22 protein-coding genes and 1 pseudogene are annotated in these 18474 nt (G+C 61.0%); 16 read left to right on the forward strand and 7 right to left on the reverse strand.

Translation table 11 applies throughout. The features are described 5' to 3' along the window. Positions 1–327 precede the first annotated feature (327 nt). Positions 328–1215: a threonine/homoserine exporter RhtA gene (gene rhtA, locus ACKJSM_RS07080; protein ID WP_236182687.1), complete on the forward strand. Its 888-nt coding sequence runs from the start codon at positions 328–330 to the stop codon at positions 1213–1215. Positions 1216–1383: 168 nt separating this feature from the next. Further along, positions 1384–1665 (forward strand): hypothetical protein, encoded by a 282-nt coding sequence (locus ACKJSM_RS07085; RefSeq protein ID WP_236182686.1) that lies wholly within the window; start codon positions 1384–1386, stop codon positions 1663–1665. Positions 1666–1675: 10 nt separating this feature from the next. Here ACKJSM_RS07085 and ACKJSM_RS07090 read toward each other — a convergent pair whose 3' ends face one another. Further along, complete coding sequence (locus ACKJSM_RS07090) at positions 1676–2245, reverse strand: TetR/AcrR family transcriptional regulator (protein ID WP_410237073.1); 570 nt, start codon at positions 2243–2245, stop codon at positions 1676–1678. 93 nt (positions 2246–2338) lie between these two features. Here ACKJSM_RS07090 and ACKJSM_RS07095 point away from each other — a divergent pair, with 93 nt between their 5' ends. Continuing rightward, positions 2339–3067: an SDR family oxidoreductase gene (locus ACKJSM_RS07095; protein WP_236182684.1), complete on the forward strand. Its 729-nt coding sequence runs from the start codon at positions 2339–2341 to the stop codon at positions 3065–3067. A 33-nt stretch (positions 3068–3100) separates the two neighbouring features. Continuing rightward, the gene (locus ACKJSM_RS07100) at positions 3101–3691 is read left to right on the forward strand and encodes a 2-hydroxychromene-2-carboxylate isomerase (RefSeq protein WP_410237074.1); all 591 of its coding nucleotides are present in this window, start codon (positions 3101–3103) and stop codon (positions 3689–3691) included. Here the strand turns inward: ACKJSM_RS07100 and ACKJSM_RS07105 are convergent. Then, positions 3688–4686 carry a zinc-dependent alcohol dehydrogenase family protein gene (locus tag ACKJSM_RS07105; RefSeq protein ID WP_236182682.1) on the reverse strand — a complete coding sequence of 333 codons (999 nt, stop codon included), beginning with the start codon at positions 4684–4686 and terminating at the stop codon, positions 3688–3690. The two genes, ACKJSM_RS07100 and ACKJSM_RS07105, sit on opposite strands and share 4 nt — an antisense overlap. 112 nt (positions 4687–4798) lie before the next feature. Here ACKJSM_RS07105 and ACKJSM_RS07110 point away from each other — a divergent pair, with 112 nt between their 5' ends. Then, positions 4799–5707 (forward strand): LysR family transcriptional regulator, encoded by a 909-nt coding sequence (locus tag ACKJSM_RS07110; RefSeq protein ID WP_339487176.1) that lies wholly within the window; start codon positions 4799–4801, stop codon positions 5705–5707. Here ACKJSM_RS07110 and ACKJSM_RS07115 read toward each other — a convergent pair. From ACKJSM_RS07115 to ACKJSM_RS07135, 5 genes are all read right to left on the reverse strand, one after another. Beyond that, the gene (locus ACKJSM_RS07115; RefSeq protein ID WP_410237075.1) at positions 5700–7508 is read right to left on the reverse strand and encodes an aminopeptidase P family protein; all 1809 of its coding nucleotides are present in this window, start codon (positions 7506–7508) and stop codon (positions 5700–5702) included. The two genes, ACKJSM_RS07110 and ACKJSM_RS07115, sit on opposite strands and share 8 nt — an antisense overlap. Positions 7509–7565: 57 nt before the next feature. Then, positions 7566–8732 carry an aminotransferase class V-fold PLP-dependent enzyme gene (locus ACKJSM_RS07120; protein ID WP_410237076.1) on the reverse strand — a complete coding sequence of 389 codons (1167 nt, stop codon included), beginning with the start codon at positions 8730–8732 and terminating at the stop codon, positions 7566–7568. A gap of 206 nt (positions 8733–8938) precedes the next feature. After that, on the reverse strand, positions 8939–9553 hold the full coding sequence (locus ACKJSM_RS07125; RefSeq protein WP_236182678.1) for a LysE family translocator: 615 nt from the start codon (positions 9551–9553) through the stop codon (positions 8939–8941). 101 nt (positions 9554–9654) lie between these two features. Next, the gene (locus ACKJSM_RS07130) at positions 9655–9924 is read right to left on the reverse strand and encodes a hypothetical protein (RefSeq protein ID WP_410237077.1); all 270 of its coding nucleotides are present in this window, start codon (positions 9922–9924) and stop codon (positions 9655–9657) included. A 278-nt stretch (positions 9925–10202) separates the two neighbouring features. Next, positions 10203–10568, reverse strand: a complete 366-nt coding sequence (locus ACKJSM_RS07135; RefSeq protein ID WP_085700141.1) for an antibiotic biosynthesis monooxygenase family protein — start codon at positions 10566–10568, stop codon at positions 10203–10205. A gap of 90 nt (positions 10569–10658) precedes the next feature. Between ACKJSM_RS07135 and soxR the strand changes: the two genes are divergently transcribed. The 11 genes and pseudogenes from soxR to ACKJSM_RS07190 all read left to right on the forward strand — a co-directional run bounded on the left by soxR (position 10659) and on the right by ACKJSM_RS07190 (position 18417). Further along, positions 10659–11117, forward strand: coding sequence for a redox-sensitive transcriptional activator SoxR (gene soxR, locus ACKJSM_RS07140; protein ID WP_410237078.1), 459 nt, complete (start codon positions 10659–10661; stop codon positions 11115–11117). A gap of 222 nt (positions 11118–11339) precedes the next feature. Further along, complete coding sequence (locus ACKJSM_RS07145; RefSeq protein ID WP_339487188.1) at positions 11340–11798, forward strand: VOC family protein; 459 nt, start codon at positions 11340–11342, stop codon at positions 11796–11798. A gap of 107 nt (positions 11799–11905) precedes the next feature. After that, positions 11906–12004 (forward strand): annotated as a pseudogene (locus ACKJSM_RS07150) (alpha/beta hydrolase); the annotation flags it as partial. Positions 12005–12276: 272 nt separating this feature from the next. Further along, positions 12277–13476 (forward strand): PepSY-associated TM helix domain-containing protein, encoded by a 1200-nt coding sequence (locus tag ACKJSM_RS07155; RefSeq protein WP_236182674.1) that lies wholly within the window; start codon positions 12277–12279, stop codon positions 13474–13476. After that, positions 13473–14015, forward strand: a complete 543-nt coding sequence (locus tag ACKJSM_RS07160; protein ID WP_236182673.1) for a thiamine pyrophosphate-binding protein — start codon at positions 13473–13475, stop codon at positions 14013–14015. The genes ACKJSM_RS07155 and ACKJSM_RS07160 overlap by 4 nt, the downstream gene beginning before the upstream one ends. Next, the gene (locus ACKJSM_RS07165) at positions 14012–14344 is read left to right on the forward strand and encodes a hypothetical protein (protein WP_236182672.1); all 333 of its coding nucleotides are present in this window, start codon (positions 14012–14014) and stop codon (positions 14342–14344) included. The genes ACKJSM_RS07160 and ACKJSM_RS07165 overlap by 4 nt, the downstream gene beginning before the upstream one ends. After that, positions 14341–14907 carry a DUF6162 family protein gene (locus ACKJSM_RS07170; protein ID WP_410237079.1) on the forward strand — a complete coding sequence of 189 codons (567 nt, stop codon included), beginning with the start codon at positions 14341–14343 and terminating at the stop codon, positions 14905–14907. Before ACKJSM_RS07165 ends, ACKJSM_RS07170 begins: the two co-directional genes overlap by 4 nt. Before the next feature lie 35 nt (positions 14908–14942). Further along, on the forward strand, positions 14943–15872 hold the full coding sequence (locus tag ACKJSM_RS07175) for a metal ABC transporter substrate-binding protein (protein ID WP_236182670.1): 930 nt from the start codon (positions 14943–14945) through the stop codon (positions 15870–15872). Then, positions 15869–16612 (forward strand): metal ABC transporter ATP-binding protein, encoded by a 744-nt coding sequence (locus ACKJSM_RS07180; protein WP_410237080.1) that lies wholly within the window; start codon positions 15869–15871, stop codon positions 16610–16612. The genes ACKJSM_RS07175 and ACKJSM_RS07180 overlap by 4 nt, the downstream gene beginning before the upstream one ends. Beyond that, on the forward strand, positions 16612–17511 hold the full coding sequence (locus tag ACKJSM_RS07185; RefSeq protein WP_236182668.1) for a metal ABC transporter permease: 900 nt from the start codon (positions 16612–16614) through the stop codon (positions 17509–17511). The genes ACKJSM_RS07180 and ACKJSM_RS07185 overlap by 1 nt, the downstream gene beginning before the upstream one ends. Further along, on the forward strand, positions 17512–18417 hold the full coding sequence (locus ACKJSM_RS07190; protein WP_410237081.1) for a metal ABC transporter substrate-binding protein: 906 nt from the start codon (positions 17512–17514) through the stop codon (positions 18415–18417). Positions 18418–18474 lie beyond the last annotated feature (57 nt).

The raw sequence follows: 18474 nt of genomic DNA on the forward strand, positions 1-18474 counted from the left end.
CAACACCTCTTTTTCTCCGCTTTCGACCGAGAAGATCGAACCGTTGAAAGCGCCGTAACAATCCGGCATTTCCAACTTCTTCCAGGCCTCGATAATCTGAAGCAATCCACTTTCGAAACCTACTTAACTCATTGAATTTCAAGGAGTTTTCCGTTTCGACTGCGCCGGAAGTGGGGCGAATTATAGAGACTCAGAATCCGCCGTCAACCATTAATTTGAGTTTTCTATCAATAGAGGGAAAAAGGTCACTTCTATATAGACGCGAACGCACTCAGTGCGCACTATATTGCACAAAACACCTGTTACCTCCTCGGATGATGCCACGCAATGAACGACCAGCCTCGCAGCCTTGCCTCAACCCTGTTCCCGGTTGGCCTTCTATTAATTGCCATGGCATCGATTCAGTCCGGCGCTTCGCTGGCCAAAAGCATGTTCCCAATTGTTGGCGCTCAGGGCACTACAACCCTGCGCCTGATCTTCGCCAGCGTGATCATGTTGTTACTGCTCAAACCCTGGAGAGCGAAGCTGACAGCCCAGTCGCTGCGCACAGTAATTGTCTACGGGATGGCACTAGGCGGCATGAACTTCCTCTTCTATATGTCGTTGCGCACCGTTCCGCTCGGCATCGCTGTCGCCCTGGAGTTCACCGGCCCGCTGGCAGTCGCCATTTATGCCTCGCGTCGCGCAATTGACTTTCTCTGGATCGCCTTGGCTGCCATCGGCTTGTTGCTGTTGATACCGACCGGCGCTACGACAGCGGGTATCGATCTGGTCGGTGCAGGCTATGCGCTGGGAGCCGGCGCGTGCTGGGCGTTGTATATCCTGTTTGGCCAGAAGGCCGGCGCAGATAACGGCGTGACCACCGCAGCACTTGGTGTGATGATCGCAGCCCTGTTCGTCGCCCCCATCGGCATCGTCCATGCAGGCAGTGCACTGCTGACACCCGCATTGATTCCCATCGCTATCGGGGTGGCGATCCTGTCCACAGCTCTCCCCTACACACTGGAAATGGTCGCTCTCACCCGCATGCCAGCCCGCACCTTTGGCACGCTTATGAGCATCGAACCGGCTTTCGGCGCACTCTCGGGTCTGCTTTTCCTTCAGGAATACCTCTCTTTGTCACAATGGATGGCGATCCTGTGCATTATTCTGGCATCCGTAGGAGCAACCATGACGATGGGCAGCACCTCTAAACCAGCCATCGCGGCAGATTGAAAGAGGATTTTACGAAGGTCTGGCAATTGGCGCTCATTTAGGCCATGTTTAGCCTCGCAACCCAATGCCAGACATGGATTTTTTCGGACAGGGACATCAGAACGCTTCAAGCGAGAGCGAATACAGGCAGACCCGAGCGCCAGACTCGAGGCCGCCATAAGGACGGTAATGAAACGAATTTTGATACTGATCGCCATACTCGCCGTTGCGGGCTGCGCGGCGACGTCGAAGACCCATGTAAAGCACGGCAAGAAAGGGCTGCACATCAACTGTTCAGGATTGTCCTCCTCTTGGGACAGGTGCTACACCAGCGCCGCGAACTCTTGCGCACCGAAGGGCTACAAGGTTATCGCAAAATCAGGCGATACTGTGGAAGAACCGGGTGATTATCCCTTTGGCCTCAACCCCGCCGGCTATACCAGCCGCAGCATGATCGTCATCTGCAAATAAACCATCGCCACTAAGGCGTTCGCGAAACGGCGAGCTGGTTCCCGATTTCCTCATGACAGGAATCCAGCACCCGCTGCTGAATCCTGGGCGAAGCCAGCATACGCGCCACCACTAGCGCCCCAACGCATTGCGACAGAATCGCCCAGGCCAGACTGTCACTTTCCAGAATTTGTGCCCAACTTTCCTGAAGCTTACAGATCCACAACTCAGCCTGTTCCCGCACGACAATATCCGAACGCGCGATCTCGGCACCCAGTGCAGGTAATGCGCAGCCCAACTCCGGCTGCTCGACATGGGCCATCTTCAGATACAGCTTCAGGCACCGCTCCAGCCGTTCCCGATCCTGCGCCCCCTGCCCGCCCAACCGCTCCAGACTCTGGCATAACTCGCGCTCGACGATAGCCGCGAACAGCGCATCCTTGGACGAGAAATGGCTGTAAAACGCCGCCCCACTCAAGCCGATCGCCTTCATCAGACCATCGACGCCCATTGATGAAAACCCATTTTTTTTAGCGGACAACGAGCTGCTTTGCAGAAGCTTTTCTTTGGTTTCCAGCTTGTGACCAGCGGAGTACCGCATGTGTTTGTCCTCACGATTGAATGCCTTGACGCTGAGCAAACCCTAGCATAACGTTCGTTCACTTAACGATCGTTTACCAAAGGGATCCACACCATGAATAACAAGAAGGTCGTATTGGTTGTCGGTGCAGGTGATGCCACAGGTGGTGCCATAGCCAAGCGGTTTGCCAAAGAAGGTTTCATCGCTTGCGCCACGCGGCGCAGCGCCGACAAATTACAGCCTCTGGTGGAAGCCATTCAGATGGACGGCGGTGAAGCCCACGGTTTTGCCTGCGATGCACGCAAGGAAGAAGACGTGATAGCGCTGATCGAAGATATCGAAACCCGCCTCGGACCGATTGAAGCGTTCGTCTTCAATATCGGCGCCAACGTGCCTTGCAGCATCCTCGAAGAAACCGCCCGCAAGTATTTCAAGATCTGGGAGATGGCCTGTTTCTCCGGTTTTCTCAATGCCCGGGAAGTTGCCAAACGAATGGTGACCCGCCGCCGCGGCACGATTCTGTTCACCGGCGCGACTGCCGGATTGCGCGGAGCCTCGGGTTTCGCCGCATTCGCCGGGGCCAAGCACGGTATCCGGGCTCTGGCACAGAGCATGGCCAGAGAGCTTGGCCCGATGAACATTCATGTCGCCCACGTTGTGGTCGACGGGGCCATCGATACCGACTTCATCCGCGACAACTTCCCTGACAAATATGCCACCAAAGATCAGGACGGTATCCTCGACCCCGAACACATTGCCGAAAACTACTGGTATCTGCATAGCCAGCCACGAGACGCCTGGACGTTCGAGTTGGATCTGCGCCCCTGGAACGAACGCTGGTAATCCCACCAATAACAAAAACCGAGTGCAGCGAACATGAGCAAAACCGTGGAGTTCTATTTTGATCTCGGCAGTCCCGCTACCTACCTGGCATATACCCAGTTGCCAAGGATCTGCGCCGAAACCGACAGCCAGTTGATCTACATTCCAATGTTGCTGGGCGGCGTCTTCAAAGCCACCGGTAACGCGTCGCCGGCGATGATCCCGGCCAAGGGTCGCTACATGTTTCAGGACCTGGACCGCTACGCGAAGCGCTACGGCGTGCCCCTGAAATTCAACCCGCATTTCCCGATCAATACGCTGATGCTGATGCGGGCGGTCACCGGCATTCAACTGCGTCATCCGGATCGCTTCCAGGCGTTCATCGATTGCCTGTTCCAAGCACTGTGGGTTGAAGGCCGTCCCCTCGATGAACCGGCAACGGTTGCCGCCGTGCTGACCGAACATGGCTTCAATCCCGAAGAGGTACTGGCATTGACCAACGATGAAGCGGTCAAGTCCGCTCTCAGGGACAACACCGAAACCGCCGTGAAACGCGGCGTCTTCGGTGCGCCGAGCATGTTGATCGACAACCAGCTGTTCTTCGGTCAGGATCGGCTCGACTTCGTGGTGGAAGCCCTTCGCTAAATCTCCACGACCAGACGCCCTTGAGCGGCTTTCGTTGCCAGCAGCTCATGGGCCTCCGCAGCGGTTTGCAGCGTAAACCGATGCGGATCAAGCAGCGGCCGCAACTGACCGGACTCAATCAAGGCAGCGGCTTGTCGCAAAATCTCTCCATGATGCTCACAACCCCTGCCGGTCAGTAACGGCAGCAAGGTGAACACCCCCGAATACGTCGCCCCACGAAACGACAACGGCGCAAGACTGTGCTGCCCCCAGCCGAGACAACTGAGCACATGCCCGCTGTAGATCCGTGCTGCTTTGAAGGAGGCATCCAGCGTCTCGCCGCCGACCGTGTCATAGACAATGTCGAACCCCTCCCCCGCTGTGAACTGCGTGACATACTCCTCCACCGAGCTTGCTCGATAATCAATGAACGTCGCGCCGTAACCTTCGATGATCGAGCGCTGTCCCGCAGAGCCCGTTGCATACACGTCAGCCCCGAATGCACGAGCAATCTGCACAGCCACATGCCCGACGCCACCTGCGCCGCCGTGAATCAACACTTTGTGCCCCGCACTCACCCGAGCCCGATCCACCAGGCCTTCCCAAGCCGTGATCAGTATCAATGGCAGGCTCGCGGCCTCACGCGGGCTCAGATTCGCAGGTTTTCGCGCCAGCAGTCGTGCGTCCACCACTGCAAACTCGGCCAGCGAACCTTGCGCACCGCCGATCCCCGTGGCCAACGCATACACCTCATCGCCCGGCGCCCAATCCTGCACGCCCTCGCCCACCGCTTCGACCACACCCGCAAGATCCAGCCCCAAAACGGCCGGCAACGGTTGCCGAGCATGGGCGGCCTGCCCCGCACGGATTTTCAGATCCAGGGGATTCACGCCGCTGGCCTTGATCCGCACCAAAACCTGTCCAGCCGCGGCTACGGGGCGTTCCAGAGAAGCCAAGCGTAGCGGCCCGTTGGCGGTATCTACCATCAGGGCTTTCATGTGCAGTGAGTCAGTCATTTCAGTCATTCCTGTGGGAGAAAGTGAAGCCATGTTCCCGCAACAGATCCATGCCGATAAGACGTCAAATCACTATAGTAAGAATGCCAAAACGGCATGAATGAGGCGCTTCATGGACAAGCTCAACGCAATGGCCATCTTCGTACGGGTGGTCGAACGCGGCAGTTTCTCCGCCGTTGCCCGGGAACTGCATACCACCCAACCGACCATCAGCAAAGTCCTGCGCGCCCTTGAGGGTCAACTGGGCGGCAAGCTGATTGCTCGCAGTACACGCAAGTTGTCACTGACCGATGAAGGTCAGCGGTACTACACCGAATGTCGAAATATCCTCGCCGCCGTGGATGCCGCCGAGCACAGCTTCCAGTCCGGCAGGGAAACCGTGGCCGGCCCTTTGCGGATCGGCTCCTCCGTCAGTTTCGGCCGCTTGCAGATCGCCACGCGGCTGGCGGAATTTCTACAGCGCTACCCGCAGGTGAAAGTCGACTTGCAACTGAGCGATCAGAACCTGGATCTGGTCGGCGAAGGCCTGGATGTCAGCCTGCGCATCGGTGAATTGAACGACAGCGGCATGATCGCCAGACGCATCGGTATCACCCACCGGATCACAGTGGCGACACCCGATTACCTGCAACGCTACGGACACCCACTGTCACCCCAGGATCTTGCACAGCACAATTGCTTGCAATTCAACCTGCTCAGCACTCAGAACCTGTGGGCCTACGAGAAAGATGGCCAACACCATGACGTACGCATCCAGGGCAACGCCCAGAGCAACAGCTCCGAAGCGATCCGCGAAATGGTTCTGGGAGGATTGGGAATATCGCTGTCACCGGTCTGGCTGTTCAGCGAGGATTTGAAGGCGGGTCGAGTGGTCGCCCTGTTGCAGGACTACCAGACCCGATCATTACCAATACACGCCGTATCCCCGGCGAACCGTCGCCAGTCCGCCAGGGTCAACGCGTTTGTCGATTTCATGACTCAGGCGCTGGCTGCAGCGCCGCAGCTTCAACCGTTTAAATAGCAGCGGTGCGCGTGTTCAGCCATTGCAGTGCCGCGCCATCAAGCAGCGGGCTCAGCCGCTCGCGCACTTCGGCGTGATAGGCGTTGAACCATTGCTTCTCTTCCTGCGTCAGCAACGACGGTACCAGGCATCGGGTGTCGATCGGGCACAGGGTCAGGGTTTCGAACTTGAGGAACTCGCCGAACTCGCTGCTTCCCGCTTCAACGTTCATCGCCAGGTTCTCGATCCGCACACCCCAGCGGCCCGGACGGTAAGTGCCCGGTTCGATGGAGGTGATCATGCCCGGTTGCATGGCGGTCTGTGGCGCTGGCGCCGCCTGATAGGCGATGACCTGCGGACCTTCGTGCACGTTGAGGAAGTAACCCACCCCGTGACCGGTGCCGTGACCGTAGTCCACGTTCTCGGCCCAGATCGGTGCACGGGCGATGGCGTCCAGCAACGGCGACAGAATGCCTTTCGGGAATCGCGCACGGGACAAGGCAATCACGCCTTTCAGAACGCGGGTGCAGTCACGCTTTTGCTCTTCGGTTGGCGTACCGACCGGCACCATACGCGTGATGTCAGTGGTGCCACCCAGGTACTGGCCGCCGGAATCGATCAGCAGCAGGCCGTCGCCCTCGATCACTGCGTGTTCTTGCGCAGTGGCGTGATAATGCGGCATCGCGCCATTGGCGTTGAACGCGGCGATGGTGTTGAAACTCAGCGACACGTAATCCGGACGACGCTCACGAGCCGCCGTGAGTTTTTCGTCGATGGTCAGCTCGGTAATGCGTTCGCGCCCCCAGGCCGACTCCAGCCAGGCGAAGAATTCGCACAACGCCGCGCCATCCTGCTCCATCGCCTGACGAATATGGCCGGCATCCGCCAGGCTCTTCTGCGACTTGGCCAGGGTGGTCGGGTTCAGGCCTTCGACCAGTTTCACGCCGGTATCCAGGTTGTCCAGCAGACCGCTGGTAACCCGCGCCGGATCCACCAGCAGGCTCGCGCCACTCGGAATTCCACCCAGGACGTCAGCGACTTCGCTGTATTCACGCAGGGTCACGCCGTCTTTTTCCAGCACTGCACGCAGTTCAGCATCGACCTTGCTCAGTGCGACAAACAGCGTGGCTTGTTGCTGGCTGATCAGCGCAAAGGAAACGAATACCGGGTTGAACGACACGTCACCGCCGCGCAGGTTGAACAGCCAGGCGATGTCGTCGAGGGTGGCGATGAAGTGCCAGTCCGCGCCGCGCGCCTGCAGGGTTTCGCGCAGCTGGGCAAGTTTCTCGCCACGGCTGACGGTCGCCTGTGGCGGCAGGTGTTGATAGATCGGCGCGTTCGGCAGCGCCGGGCGGTCGCTCCAGACTTCTTTCAACAGGTCGATGTCGGTACGCAGACTGGCGCCCCGCGCCTCGAGCTTGCTGCCCAGGGTGCGCGCCGACGCGACGGCCATCACCGCACCATCAACCGCAACCACGCCACCTTCCGGCGTCTGCTCGGCCAGCCAGTCCAGCGGGCTCGACTGACCCGGTTGCAGTTTCACCAGTTCGATGCCGCTGCCCTTGAGTTCCTTGGTCGCCTGTTCCCAGTATCGGCTGTCGGCCCAGACCCCGGCGAAATCGGGGGTGACAATCAAGGTGCCGACCGAACCATGGAAACCTGACAGCCATTGCCGGCCCTGCCAGTAGCCCGGCAGGTATTCCGACAGGTGCGGGTCGGCGGACGGCACCAGCAACGCGTGGATACCTTCGCGACGCATCAGTTCACGGGTGTGCGCCAGGCGCTGGGGAACCGTTCCTTCGGTCAAAGTCTGGGTACTCATCATGTCTCCTGCCAATCACTTCATCGTTATTGTTCGGTGCCGTTCAAAGCCGGCTCGTTAAAGGCCTGTCGCCCAGAATGCCGGAGCACTGGCGCAGGCGGTCTTGATCAGTTCTGCAGCCTTGTCGATGTCTTCGGCGGTGGTGAAACGGCCGAGGCTCAGGCGAATGGTCCGCCCCGCGAGATGCGCGTCATGCCCCAATGCCAGCAAGACGTGGGACGGCACGTTGCTCGCGGAATTGCAGGCCGAGGTCGCAGAAAACGCGATCGCATGGCTCAGCGCCGCCGGGTTGAACTCGCCTTCGCTGAAGGTCAGGCTAAGGGTATGCGGGATGCGCTGCGAGGCGCTGCCGTTAAGGCGCACGCCGGGCAGGCTCAACAGTTGTTCGAGCAGTCTCTGGCGCAACGCTGCGATGGTTTTCTTCTCGTCATCGAAAGCCTCGGCGGCCAGGGCAAACGCCGAGCCCATCGCAGCAATCTGGTGAGTCGCCAGCGTACCGGAACGCAAGCCGCCCTCGTGACCTCCGCCGTGAATCTGCGCCTGTAAGCGCTGTTGCGCACGCGGGCCGACGTACAGCGCGCCAATGCCTTTGGGGCCATAGAGTTTATGCGCCGAGAAGGACATCAGATCGACCGGCCATTGCGCCAGATCGATCGCGACCTTGCCAGCACCCTGGGCTGCATCGACATGGAACAACGACCCGCGACCACGCACCACTTCGCCGATGGCCGGGATGTCGTTGACGGTGCCGAGTTCGTTGTTGACCAGCATCAGCGACACCAGAAAAGTGTCATCGCGCATCGCTTCGCTGACCGCTTGCGGGGTGATCAGGCCGTCGGCGTCCGGCACCAGATAGGTCACGGCGACACCGGCGTCCTGCAATTGCCGTGCGGTGTCGAGGATGGCCTTGTGTTCAATCTGGCTGGTGATGATGTGCCCGCCAGACGCGCCACGGGCCTGGGCTACGCCTTTGAGGGCAAGGTTGTTGGATTCGGTGGCGCCGGAAGTCCAGACGATCTGCTGCGCCTGGGCGCCGACCAGTTCGGCGACTTGTCGGCGAGCGTTCTCGACCGTTTGCCGGGCCTGCTGGCCGAAGACGTGAGAACTGGAGGCCGGGTTGCCGAAGTTACCGTTGAAACCCAGACACTCGATCATCACCTGGATAACCCGTTCGTCCACCGGGGTGGTGGCGGCGTAATCGAAATACAGCGGACGTGTGTTCATAAAAAGACTCGCAGAGCGTGTTCCGGGATCAGGAAGCTCGTGTCTACAAACGGCACGACGCCGCCTTGTGAGCTGCGTCCGGGTTCGAGAGCGTCATCAATACCTGATCGGATGCCGTTAAAGAAGAACAACTTCATTTAAAAGTGCGTAGGAACGCTCCTGAACGCGACTTTAACAGGCATCGGGCCGGCGGTTGTAGCACGGCGTCAGCTAAAGCTTTCAAGGAGTAACGGATACAGCGAAATCACCAGCAGCGCCGCCATGCCCCAGTTGAACATCCGCAACCAGCGACGATCCTTGAGCACGTTGCGCAGCAAAGTCCCGCACGCCGCCCAGACGCCGACACTCGGCAGGTTGATGATGGCGAACACCGCCGCAATCACGATCACGTTGCTGAAATAACCCTGCATCGGCGTATAGGTGCTGATGGCACCGATGGCCATGATCCAGGCCTTGGGATTGACCCACTGAAAGGCTGCCGCGCCGAGATAGCTGATCGGTTTCGCCTCGCCCTGCTCGTTGTCGCCGACCGGGCCGGAATGGGCGATTTTCCACGCCAGGTACAGCAAGTACACCGCGCCGACATAACGCAGGATCGTATAAAGCAGCGGATAGGTCTGGAACACCGCCCCCAGGCCAAAACCCACCGCCACCACCAGCACGAAGAAGCCGCAGGTAATGCCGAGCATATGCGGGATGGTGCGGTTGAAGCCGAAGTTCACGCCTGACGCCAGCAACATCGTGTTGTTCGGCCCCGGCGTGATCGAGGTGACAAGGGCAAACAGGGCAAAGCCCAGCAGCAGGTCAAGCGAGAGAGTCATGGCAGGCAGTCCGTCAGGGTCATTCAGGTGTTGACCCTATCCCACGGCGCCGCGCAAACCCATGGACAGTTGGGTAAAACTTCGATCAGTACAGTTTTGGATCAGCTAGGACGACCGTGCAGCTGTACGGCCCGTTCGGCGCTCATTTCACCCTTGCTGTCGAAACCGAAGGCCTTTTGCGGCTGGCCGAGCAATTGGGCTTTTTTCGCATGATATTCCTCGAAGGACAGACCACGACGGTTCAGCGACTCAAGCGCCAGTTCGCGGGTTTCTTCCGCCGTGTAAGGACGCAGTTCCGGGGAAACATGACTCGAGCAACCGGCGAGAACGGAGACAGCGAGCATCAGGGAAACAGTCAGTAAGCGATTCATGGGAGCGTCCTGGCGAGCAGTGTGGGTCGATGGAGAAAGGCTACGCCCGGGCACGCTTTGGCAGAAATCAACGCTCTCAATAGTGGCTATCGGAATTCGGGCAGGGTTCGCCCTTCACAGGATGTTTCCTGGTGCCTGCCGCCCCATGGCGACGATCAACGCCCGGGCTGAGCCGCAACGTCCCCCGCACGCGGCTGATCTAGATCGGCGAGCTGGCGGTGAACAAGCGGCGCCCCCCCGGAAAACCGGCAAGGCGAGCGCTTGATCCGGCTGTCGATCTAGCCGACCAGTTGGCAGTGCAAGCCGTCGTCATGACTGCGGGCGATGCTGCTCAGCACCTGGAATGAACCGAAGGTCACGGTTCGCGCCTGATGGGTGCGGATCAGTTGCCAGAAATCCTGCTCTCCGGTTTCGAAGCTCTGGAACGCCGCTTCCCCCGCCTCTCGGGACTGCCATTGCAGGAAACTCAACACTCGCCGCCCGTCGTCGCTGGCCTGGACACTGGCGCTGACAAAACCAGGGTAACGCTGGGCCAGACGTTCAGTCTGCACCGCCAGCGCCGAGACCAGCGCCGGTTGCTGGCCGGGTTCGATTTCAAATTCGATCAATTGGGTAAAGCTGCGGTTTTTCGCTGGTGCTTGCATGACATCCCCACTCTGTCAGACGAATCTTGCGATTCGGAGGCCTGCAGGGTAAAACCTCGAGTTAACTAGAGGTCAATAGGCACTTTTCAAATGATCACTGCGGAAAAACGGCACAAGCAACTGACCGTCGGCGAAGTCGCGGCCCGCAGCGGTGTCGCGGTCACTGCCCTGCACTTTTATGAATCCAAGGGATTGATCAAGAGCCAGCGCAATGCCGGCAATCAACGACGTTATCCACGGGAAGTGCTGCGGCGGGTGGCGTTGATCAAAGTGGCACAACGCCTGGGCATTCCGCTGGCAGAAATCGGTGAGGCGTTGCAACAGCTACCTGACAACCGCGCGCCGACGGCCGCGGACTGGAAAGTGTTGTCGGAGCAATGGCGGCGTGAGCTGGACGAGCGGATCAATCAGTTGATGCTGCTGCGGGACCGGCTGACCGGTTGCATCGGTTGCGGATGCCTGTCGATGGAGGCCTGCCCGCTACGCAATCAGGGCGATGTGCTAGGCGAGCAAGGGCCGGGCGCGCACTTTCTCGACGTTCCCAAGTGAGGGGCCCGATGCCATGGTCCTCGGCTTCCCGTGCGTAGTCGGCGAACACGATCGCCAGCTCCAACGGCGATTGGGGTGGTCCGCCTTTTGGCTCCACGCCGGCGTCGCAGGGCTGCTCGTCGGCTACTCGGTCGCGGTGGCAGCACGGATCTATAGTTGAGCGACCGGCAACCCCGGCGAAGGCACACCTTCAACCTCTAATAAAAAACAGGGAGTACCGCCATGAGCGTCAAACCCATTCCCGAGGGGTATCACAGCATTACCCCGTACCTGGGCATTCACAAAGCTGCCGAAGCCATCGACTTCTATAAAAAGGCGTTCGGTGCCACCGAAGTCATGCGCCTGAGCATGCCCGACGGCGGCATCGGCCACGCCGAACTGCGCATCGGCGACAGCGCGATCATGCTCGGCTCGCCATGCGATCAAGGACCGTTGAGCAATCCGGACCACGCGGTGTCGGTCGGGCTGCATCTGTACGTGACCGATGTCGACAAATCCTTCCAGCGTGCACTGGATGCCGGCGCCACCTCGGTGTCCGAGGTCAAGGATCAGTTCTACGGCGACCGCACCGGCACGCTAAAAGATCCGTATGGGCATCTGTGGTTCCTGGCCACGCGCAAGGAGGACCTGACCCAGGCGCAGATCGAGCAGCGGGCGCAGGAAATGTTCCAGCAGGGTTAGCAACGCCGCATATCCATTCCCGTGCAGCGCGCGGGGATGGGCGAACACGATTCATGAACCGTCGAACCACGCTTCACGTCCAGTCATGAACGCCCGGCGATACCAGGATGCGGGCCAGTGCCGGCGTCGACCTGGAACATGACCGCGCCGACCTTGCGGCCGGTCGTCACCTGAACCTGCCGTTGCGGGTGCTGTGGGGCGCCGAGGCACTCGACTTTCTCCGCTGATGCCCCTCCTTCGATCCGGCGGCATGCGCCGTCGGACTTCTTCGCCCCCTCACAAAAATCCGCCCACGCGCCAGCAGCCTGCAATCGCGAAACATTTACTTTCATATCGTTTATCGGGATTTGCTTCGGTCATCCGTCTTATAGAGATGCGGGCCGGTCGCGTAGGCAAAAGCCACGACCGGCCTTTCGGGGACTCCCGTGCTGCGAAGCCCGTAGTACCGCTCCCTCTCACTGAATCAAGACCCGTCATCATGTCGAAGAAATCCCGCTCGAAACTGTGGTTCCTGGTACACAGCTGGCTGGCATTGCCGATCTGGTTTTTCGTTCTGATCGTCTGCGTCACCGGCACCCTGGCGGTGGTCAGTCAGGAAATCGTCTGGCTGGCCAACCCGCAGATGCGCGCGAGCGCGCCGTCGGATGATGCACCGCGCTTGAGTTACGACCAGATCCTCGCCGAAATCAAGAAAGCCGAACCCCAGACCCTGGTGCAAAGCATCAACCGTCCGGACGAGTCGCACTTTGCCCTCGACGTCGACGTCAGCTACCCCGACGGCCGTTCGCTGACGGTCTACGTCAACCCGTACACCGGGGTGATCCAGGGCACCGCGCCGAGTTTCAACTTCAAGGCGTTCACCCGCGCACTGCATGGCTGGTGGCTGGTGCCGTTCACCAACGGTTTCAGCTGGGGCTGGTATCTGGTGTCGTTCCTCGGCCTGCCGATGCTGGCCTCGCTGGTGACCGGGCTGGTGGTGTACAAGCGCTTCTGGAAAGGCTTTTTCCGCCCGACCCTGCGCTTCAATCATGGCGCGCGGATCTTCTGGGGCGACTTCCACCGCTTGAGCGGCATCTGGTCGATCTGGTTCATCGCGGTGATTTCGATCACCGGTACCTGGTTCCTGATCCAGGCACTGCTGTCGGACAATCAGATTTCCATTTCCAGCGAGCCGATCATTCCGGCCATGTCCCGCGAAGCCGTGCCGCTGTCGAGCGACGGTTCGCCACCGCCGCGTATCAGCCTGGACCGCGCCATCGAAATCGCCCAGACAAAAATCCCCGGTCTGGAAGCCAGCTTCATCAGCCTGCCGGGCAATGCCTACGCGCACATGGATATCGGCGGACGCGGCTGGTATCCGTTGATGTTCCAGACCGCCACGCTCAACCCGTACAGCGGTGACGTGGCGGCTTCGCGGCTGTTGTCCGATCGCACGTCGCTGGAGTTCGTCACCGAATCCATGCGCCCGCTGCACACCGGAGATTTCGGCGGTCTGTGGATCAAGCTGATCTGGTTCTTCTTCGGCCTGCTGCTGAGCATGATGGTTCTCAGTGGCCTGCTGATCTGGACCAAGCGCACCGCGCTGGCCACCGCCAACGCCCTCAAGCGCGAGCACAAGAAACAGCGCGTGCAGGCGCAGCCGGCCCGCCAACGTGAACCGTCGGAGGCCAGTCTGTGAGCAAGTTCGCTACCGTGGCTCAGCCTTCACGGCTGAGCATGATCTGGCACAAATGGCGCTTCCACATCAACGTGCTGTTGCTGCTGATCCCCTTGGGCTTCATGCCCAAATACTTTGCCGACGCCGCACTGTTTCGTGGTGACAGCGGCCTGGGCGAGCGCGAGATCGGCGAAATCCAGGTCGGGCCGTGGAGTCTGCGTCTGGCCGAATTGCGTGACGAGGCGCCGCGTTCCGACGGCCCGGCGGGCTATCTGAAAGGTTTCAATGCCGCGCTGTGCGATGCCTGTATCGAGCCGGTCAAGGCCACTTACCTGCGCATCGGCAAACCGCGCAGCCTGCGCGCCGCCGGGGTGATCTTCTTCGGAACGCCGTATCGCATGGGCACCCAGTTGCCGATTCCGGAAAAGACCCGAACCGACGCCGAACTGTGGATCACCATGGAAGGCTGGGACGGCAGCATGCACCAGGCCTCGATTCCCCTGAGCCAGGCCTCTCCCGCCACCATCGCCTGGCTGAACAAACAAGGAGCCAAACCATGAGCCGTCCTTTCCGCCTTAGCATGAGCGCTGCATGGCTGGCGCTGTGTGCCGGTTTCAGTACCAGCGCCCTGGCCCACAACCCTATGTGCGAGTGCAAGGCCATCGACGCCGAACAGATCAAATGCACCGGCGGTTTCTCCGACGGCAGCGGCGCGCCGGGGGTAACCCTCGATGTGATCGGTTACGACGAAACGATCCTGGTGCCGGGCAAGCTCGGCGCCGATTCGACGCTGACCTTCAAGAAACCCGGCGCCGAATTCTACGTGCTGTTCGACGCAGGCCCCGGCCACGTGGTGGAAATCGACCAAGCGGATATCGAAGCCCCATGACCACGCCGACCACCCAAGTTGTACGCCCGGCCGGTGCCGGGCACGAAACCCTCAATGTGCTGCTGATGTGCCTGTTGATCCTCGCGGTCGCCGGTTCCGTGGTGGCATGGCGCGGTGTGTCCCACGAGCCGGAGCCGGTTTCCAGCCACCAACTGGACGCCCGTCGCGACCTCGGCGCCAGCGAACAAGGCATCTATGCCGATCTGCGGGTGACCCTCGACGAGATCCGCCTGCTGCGCGAAGAACAACAGGCACTGCCGACCCCGCAGAACCTGGCGGACGAAGGTTTCGCGCCATTCGCCCAGGACGCCAGCTCGGTCAGTCGTGGCGGTCATGTCTGGCAGTTGCTGGCCGATCGCGCCTACTTCGGCCACAGCCAGGCACCGGCCGTGGCCGGCTCGTTCCTGATGCGCCTGAACGATGCCGCCCCGGACATCTGGCTCAATCGCGCCACCGAACTGCAAGCGCCGACAGACCTGTCCGACGCAGCGCTGAGCGCTGCCGGGTGGAAACAGATCGTCGCGCAATTCGATGCCGGGGTGACCCGTGAACATCGTCATTGAACCCTCGCCTTCATTCGAGAGAAGACCGCTTGCCCATGCCTAGTTCATCTCAACGCCGCCCTTTCCTGCGCCTGCTGCTGATCGGCCTGTGCGCCTGCCTGCTGAGCCCGCTGGCCAGCGCCGATCAGACCAAGCGTCTGCGTATCGGCATCACCCTGCATCCGTATTACAGCTACGTGGCGAATATCGTCGGTGACAAGGCCGAGGTCGTACCGCTGATTCCCGCCGGTTTCAACCCGCACGCCTACGAGCCGCGCGCCGAAGACATCAAGCGCATCAGCGGGCTGGATGTGATCGTGCTCAACGGGGTCGGCCATGACGACTTTGCCGACCGGATGATCGCCGCCAGCGAAACGCCGGACATCAAGACCATCGAAGCCAACGAGAACGTGCCACTGCTGGCCGCCACCGGGGTTGCCGCACGCGGTGCCGGCAAAGTGGTGAACCCGCACACGTTCTTGTCGATCAGCGCCTCGATTGCCCAGGTCAACAACATCGCCCGGGAACTGGGCAAGCTCGACCCGGACAACGCCAGGACCTACACCCAGAACGCCCGCGCCTATGGCAAACGCCTGCGGCAGATGCGCGCCGACGCCCTGGCCAAACTGACCCAGGCGCCGAACGCTGAACTGCGGGTTGCCACGGTGCACGCCGCTTATGACTACCTGCTGCGTGAATTCGGCCTGGAAGTCACCGCTGTGGTCGAACCCGCCCACGGCATCGAGCCGAGCCCGAGCCAGCTGAAGAAAACCATCGATCAACTGCGGGAACTGGATGTGAAGGTGATCTTCTCCGAGATGGATTTCCCGTCCACTTACGTCGAAACCATTCAGCGCGAGTCCGGCGTGAAGCTGTACCCGCTGTCGCACATTTCCTACGGCGAATACACCGCCGACAAGTACGAAAAGGAAATGACCGGCAACCTCAATACCGTGGTTCGCGCTATTCAGGAGTCCGGCGCATGACGGTTCAGGAAAACCTGTCGATTACCCGCAGCGGCCCGACCCTGGATTTCGCCGACGTCAGCCTGACCCTCGGCCGCACGACCATCCTCGACATGGTCACCTTTCAGGTGCAGCCCGGCAGCGTGCATGCGCTGGTCGGTCCCAACGGCGGCGGCAAGAGCTCGCTGATCAAGACCCTGCTCGGGCAGATGCCCCATCAGGGCCGGCTCAGCCTGCAATGGCCCGGCGAACCCGGCACCATCGGCTACGTGCCGCAGGCGCTGGAGTTCGATCGGGGCCTGCCGATGACCGTCGATGACTTTATGGCCGCCATGTGCCAGCGCCGCCCGGCCTTCCTCGGCTTGAGCAAACGCTACGCCGGTGCCATCGGTGATGCGTTGGAGCGAGTCGGCATGCAGGACAAACGCAAGCGGCGGATGGGCGCATTGTCCGGTGGCGAACGCCAGCGTGTGTTGCTCGCTCAAGGCCTGATCCCCGCTCCGCAATTGTTGGTGCTGGATGAACCCATGTCGGCCCTCGACGAAGCCGGGATCCAAGTGTTCGAGCGTTTGCTGGGCGACTGGCGCGCGGCGGGCATCACGGTGCTGTGGATCGAGCACGATCTGGAAGCGGTCGGGCGTCTGGCCAATCGCGTCACCGGTCTCAACCGCCGGGTGCTGTTCGACGCCACGCCGCAACAGGCCCTGACCCCGGAACGCCTGCTGACCCTGTTCTCGACCCATCCACGGAGCGCTGCCTGATGAGTTACGAAGCCTTTCGTTTGATGGTGCAGGGCTGGGCATCTTCCGGTTACCTGCCGGAAGCCCTGGCGTACGGGTTTGTGGTCAACGCCCTGCTTGCCGGTCTGCTGATCGGCCCGGTACTGGGTGGCCTCGGGACGCTGGTGGTGGTCAAGCGCTTCGCGTTTTTCTCCGAAGCGGTCGGCCACGCGGCGTTGACCGGCGTGGCCATCGGCATCCTGCTCGGCGAACCCTACACCGGCCCGTACGGCAGCCTGTTCGGCTACTGCCTGCTGTTCGGCATTTTGCTCAACTACCTGCGCAACCGTACCGGGCTGGCTCCGGACACATTGATCGGCGTGTTCCTGTCGGTGTCCCTCGCCTTGGGCGCCAGCCTGCTGCTGATTCTGGCGGGCAGGATCAACGTGCACATTCTGGAAAACGTGCTGTTCGGCTCGGTGCTGACGGTCAACGGCAACGATCTGCTGGTACTGGCCATCGTCGGTTCACTGGTCATGGCGCTGGCCCTGCCGCTGTACAACCGGATCATGCTGGCCAGCTTCAATCCGCAACTCGCGGCGGTACGTGGCGTCGCGGTGAAGACTCTGGATTACCTGTTCGTGATTCTGGTGACGCTGATCACGGTTGCAGCTGTGAAAGTCATCGGCGCGATTCTGGTCGGCGCCCTGCTGGTGATTCCGGCGGCGGCAGCGCGCTTGCTCAGCCAGTCGCTCAAGGGCTTTTTCTGGTGTTCGGTGCTGATCGCCACGGTCAGTACGCTGTGCGGGATTCTCGCGCCCATCGTGTTCGACCTGCCGATTCCGTCCGGCGCTGCGATCATTCTGGTTGCCGGTATCGCCTTCGCCCTCGCCGCGATTGCCCGGGGCGTCGTCCCCAGTCTCAAAGGGAACCTTGGATAAATGGCTTTTTCATTGCGACAACTGGCTCTGGCCATCGCCCTGTGCGGCGTGGCTTCCACGACTGTTCTGGCGGCTGAAAACACCCGACCGTTGCGGGTGCTGGCCTCGTTGCCCATCACTTACGGTCTGGGCGAAGTCCTGCTCAAGGGCACCGACATCAGCCTCGAACGCGCAGCACCGGCCAACCTGCCAGGCAGCCGCCAGACCGCCTACTTCACCGGTCGCGGCGCCCCCGCGCTGAGCAAACTGGCCACCGGCGCCGATGCAGTGATCGGCGTGCGCTCGCTGTGGGCCGATGACCCGCTATACCCGATCGCCCGCCGCAGCAACATCCGCATCGTCGAAGTCGACGCCGCCCGCCCGGTGGACGGCGCCCTGCCCGGCATTGCCGTGCAACCGGGACTCAAGGTCGACGGCCTGAACAGTCAACCGTGGCTGGCCAGCAACAACATGGGGCGCATGGCCGATGTGATGGCGGCGGATCTGGTGCGCCTGGCACCGAAGGACAAACCGAAGATCGAGGCCAATCTGGCGGCGCTGAAACAGCGCCTGCTGAAACTCAGCGCCGACAGCGAGGCGCGTCTGGCCCGTGCCGACAATTTGAGCGTGATGAGCCTGAGCGATCACTTCGGTTACCTGATCGGCAGCCTGAATCTGGAATTGATCGGGCAGGATGCGCGACCGGACGCCGAGTGGACGCCGGAGGATCTGAAAAAACTGACCGCCACGCTCAAAGACAATGACGTGGCGGTGGTGCTGCACCATCGCCAGCCGTCGGACGCGGTAAAAGCGGCGATTGCCGAATCGGGCAGTCAGCTGCTGGTGCTGAGCACCGATGCAGCGGATCCGGTGGCGGAGCTGGAAGGCAATGTGGATGCGCTGCTCAAGGGCCTCAGCGGCGCGTAACACCAGTTGCCCCCCGTCATGATCGTTCCCACGCGCTGCGTGGGAACGATCACCGTC

The organism is Pseudomonas sp. PHC1, assembly GCF_046487845.1.
GTDB classification, from domain to species: Bacteria; Pseudomonadota; Gammaproteobacteria; order Pseudomonadales; family Pseudomonadaceae; genus Aquipseudomonas; species Aquipseudomonas sputi.

Coding starts and splice junctions, on each gene's coding strand:
- ACKJSM_RS07190 (WP_410237081.1), top strand. CDS start 17,512: ATGGCTTTTTCATTGCGACAACTGGCTCTGGCCATCGCCCTGTGCGGC.
- soxR (WP_410237078.1), top strand. CDS start 10,659: ATGATCACTGCGGAAAAACGGCACAAGCAACTGACCGTCGGCGAAGTC.
- ACKJSM_RS07175 (WP_236182670.1), top strand. CDS start 14,943: ATGCCTAGTTCATCTCAACGCCGCCCTTTCCTGCGCCTGCTGCTGATC.
- ACKJSM_RS07185 (WP_236182668.1), top strand. CDS start 16,612: ATGAGTTACGAAGCCTTTCGTTTGATGGTGCAGGGCTGGGCATCTTCC.
- ACKJSM_RS07110 (WP_339487176.1), top strand. CDS start 4,799: ATGGACAAGCTCAACGCAATGGCCATCTTCGTACGGGTGGTCGAACGC.
- ACKJSM_RS07120 (WP_410237076.1), bottom strand. CDS start 8,732: ATGAACACACGTCCGCTGTATTTCGATTACGCCGCCACCACCCCGGTG.
- ACKJSM_RS07085 (WP_236182686.1), top strand. CDS start 1,384: ATGAAACGAATTTTGATACTGATCGCCATACTCGCCGTTGCGGGCTGC.
- ACKJSM_RS07170 (WP_410237079.1), top strand. CDS start 14,341: ATGACCACGCCGACCACCCAAGTTGTACGCCCGGCCGGTGCCGGGCAC.
- ACKJSM_RS07125 (WP_236182678.1), bottom strand. CDS start 9,553: ATGACTCTCTCGCTTGACCTGCTGCTGGGCTTTGCCCTGTTTGCCCTT.
- ACKJSM_RS07165 (WP_236182672.1), top strand. CDS start 14,012: ATGAGCCGTCCTTTCCGCCTTAGCATGAGCGCTGCATGGCTGGCGCTG.
- ACKJSM_RS07105 (WP_236182682.1), bottom strand. CDS start 4,686: ATGACTGACTCACTGCACATGAAAGCCCTGATGGTAGATACCGCCAAC.
- ACKJSM_RS07095 (WP_236182684.1), top strand. CDS start 2,339: ATGAATAACAAGAAGGTCGTATTGGTTGTCGGTGCAGGTGATGCCACA.
- ACKJSM_RS07130 (WP_410237077.1), bottom strand. CDS start 9,924: ATGAATCGCTTACTGACTGTTTCCCTGATGCTCGCTGTCTCCGTTCTC.
- ACKJSM_RS07115 (WP_410237075.1), bottom strand. CDS start 7,508: ATGAGTACCCAGACTTTGACCGAAGGAACGGTTCCCCAGCGCCTGGCG.
- ACKJSM_RS07090 (WP_410237073.1), bottom strand. CDS start 2,245: ATGCGGTACTCCGCTGGTCACAAGCTGGAAACCAAAGAAAAGCTTCTG.
- ACKJSM_RS07180 (WP_410237080.1), top strand. CDS start 15,869: ATGACGGTTCAGGAAAACCTGTCGATTACCCGCAGCGGCCCGACCCTG.
- ACKJSM_RS07155 (WP_236182674.1), top strand. CDS start 12,277: ATGTCGAAGAAATCCCGCTCGAAACTGTGGTTCCTGGTACACAGCTGG.
- ACKJSM_RS07100 (WP_410237074.1), top strand. CDS start 3,101: ATGAGCAAAACCGTGGAGTTCTATTTTGATCTCGGCAGTCCCGCTACC.
- rhtA (WP_236182687.1), top strand. CDS start 328: ATGAACGACCAGCCTCGCAGCCTTGCCTCAACCCTGTTCCCGGTTGGC.
- ACKJSM_RS07145 (WP_339487188.1), top strand. CDS start 11,340: ATGAGCGTCAAACCCATTCCCGAGGGGTATCACAGCATTACCCCGTAC.
- ACKJSM_RS07135 (WP_085700141.1), bottom strand. CDS start 10,568: ATGCAAGCACCAGCGAAAAACCGCAGCTTTACCCAATTGATCGAATTT.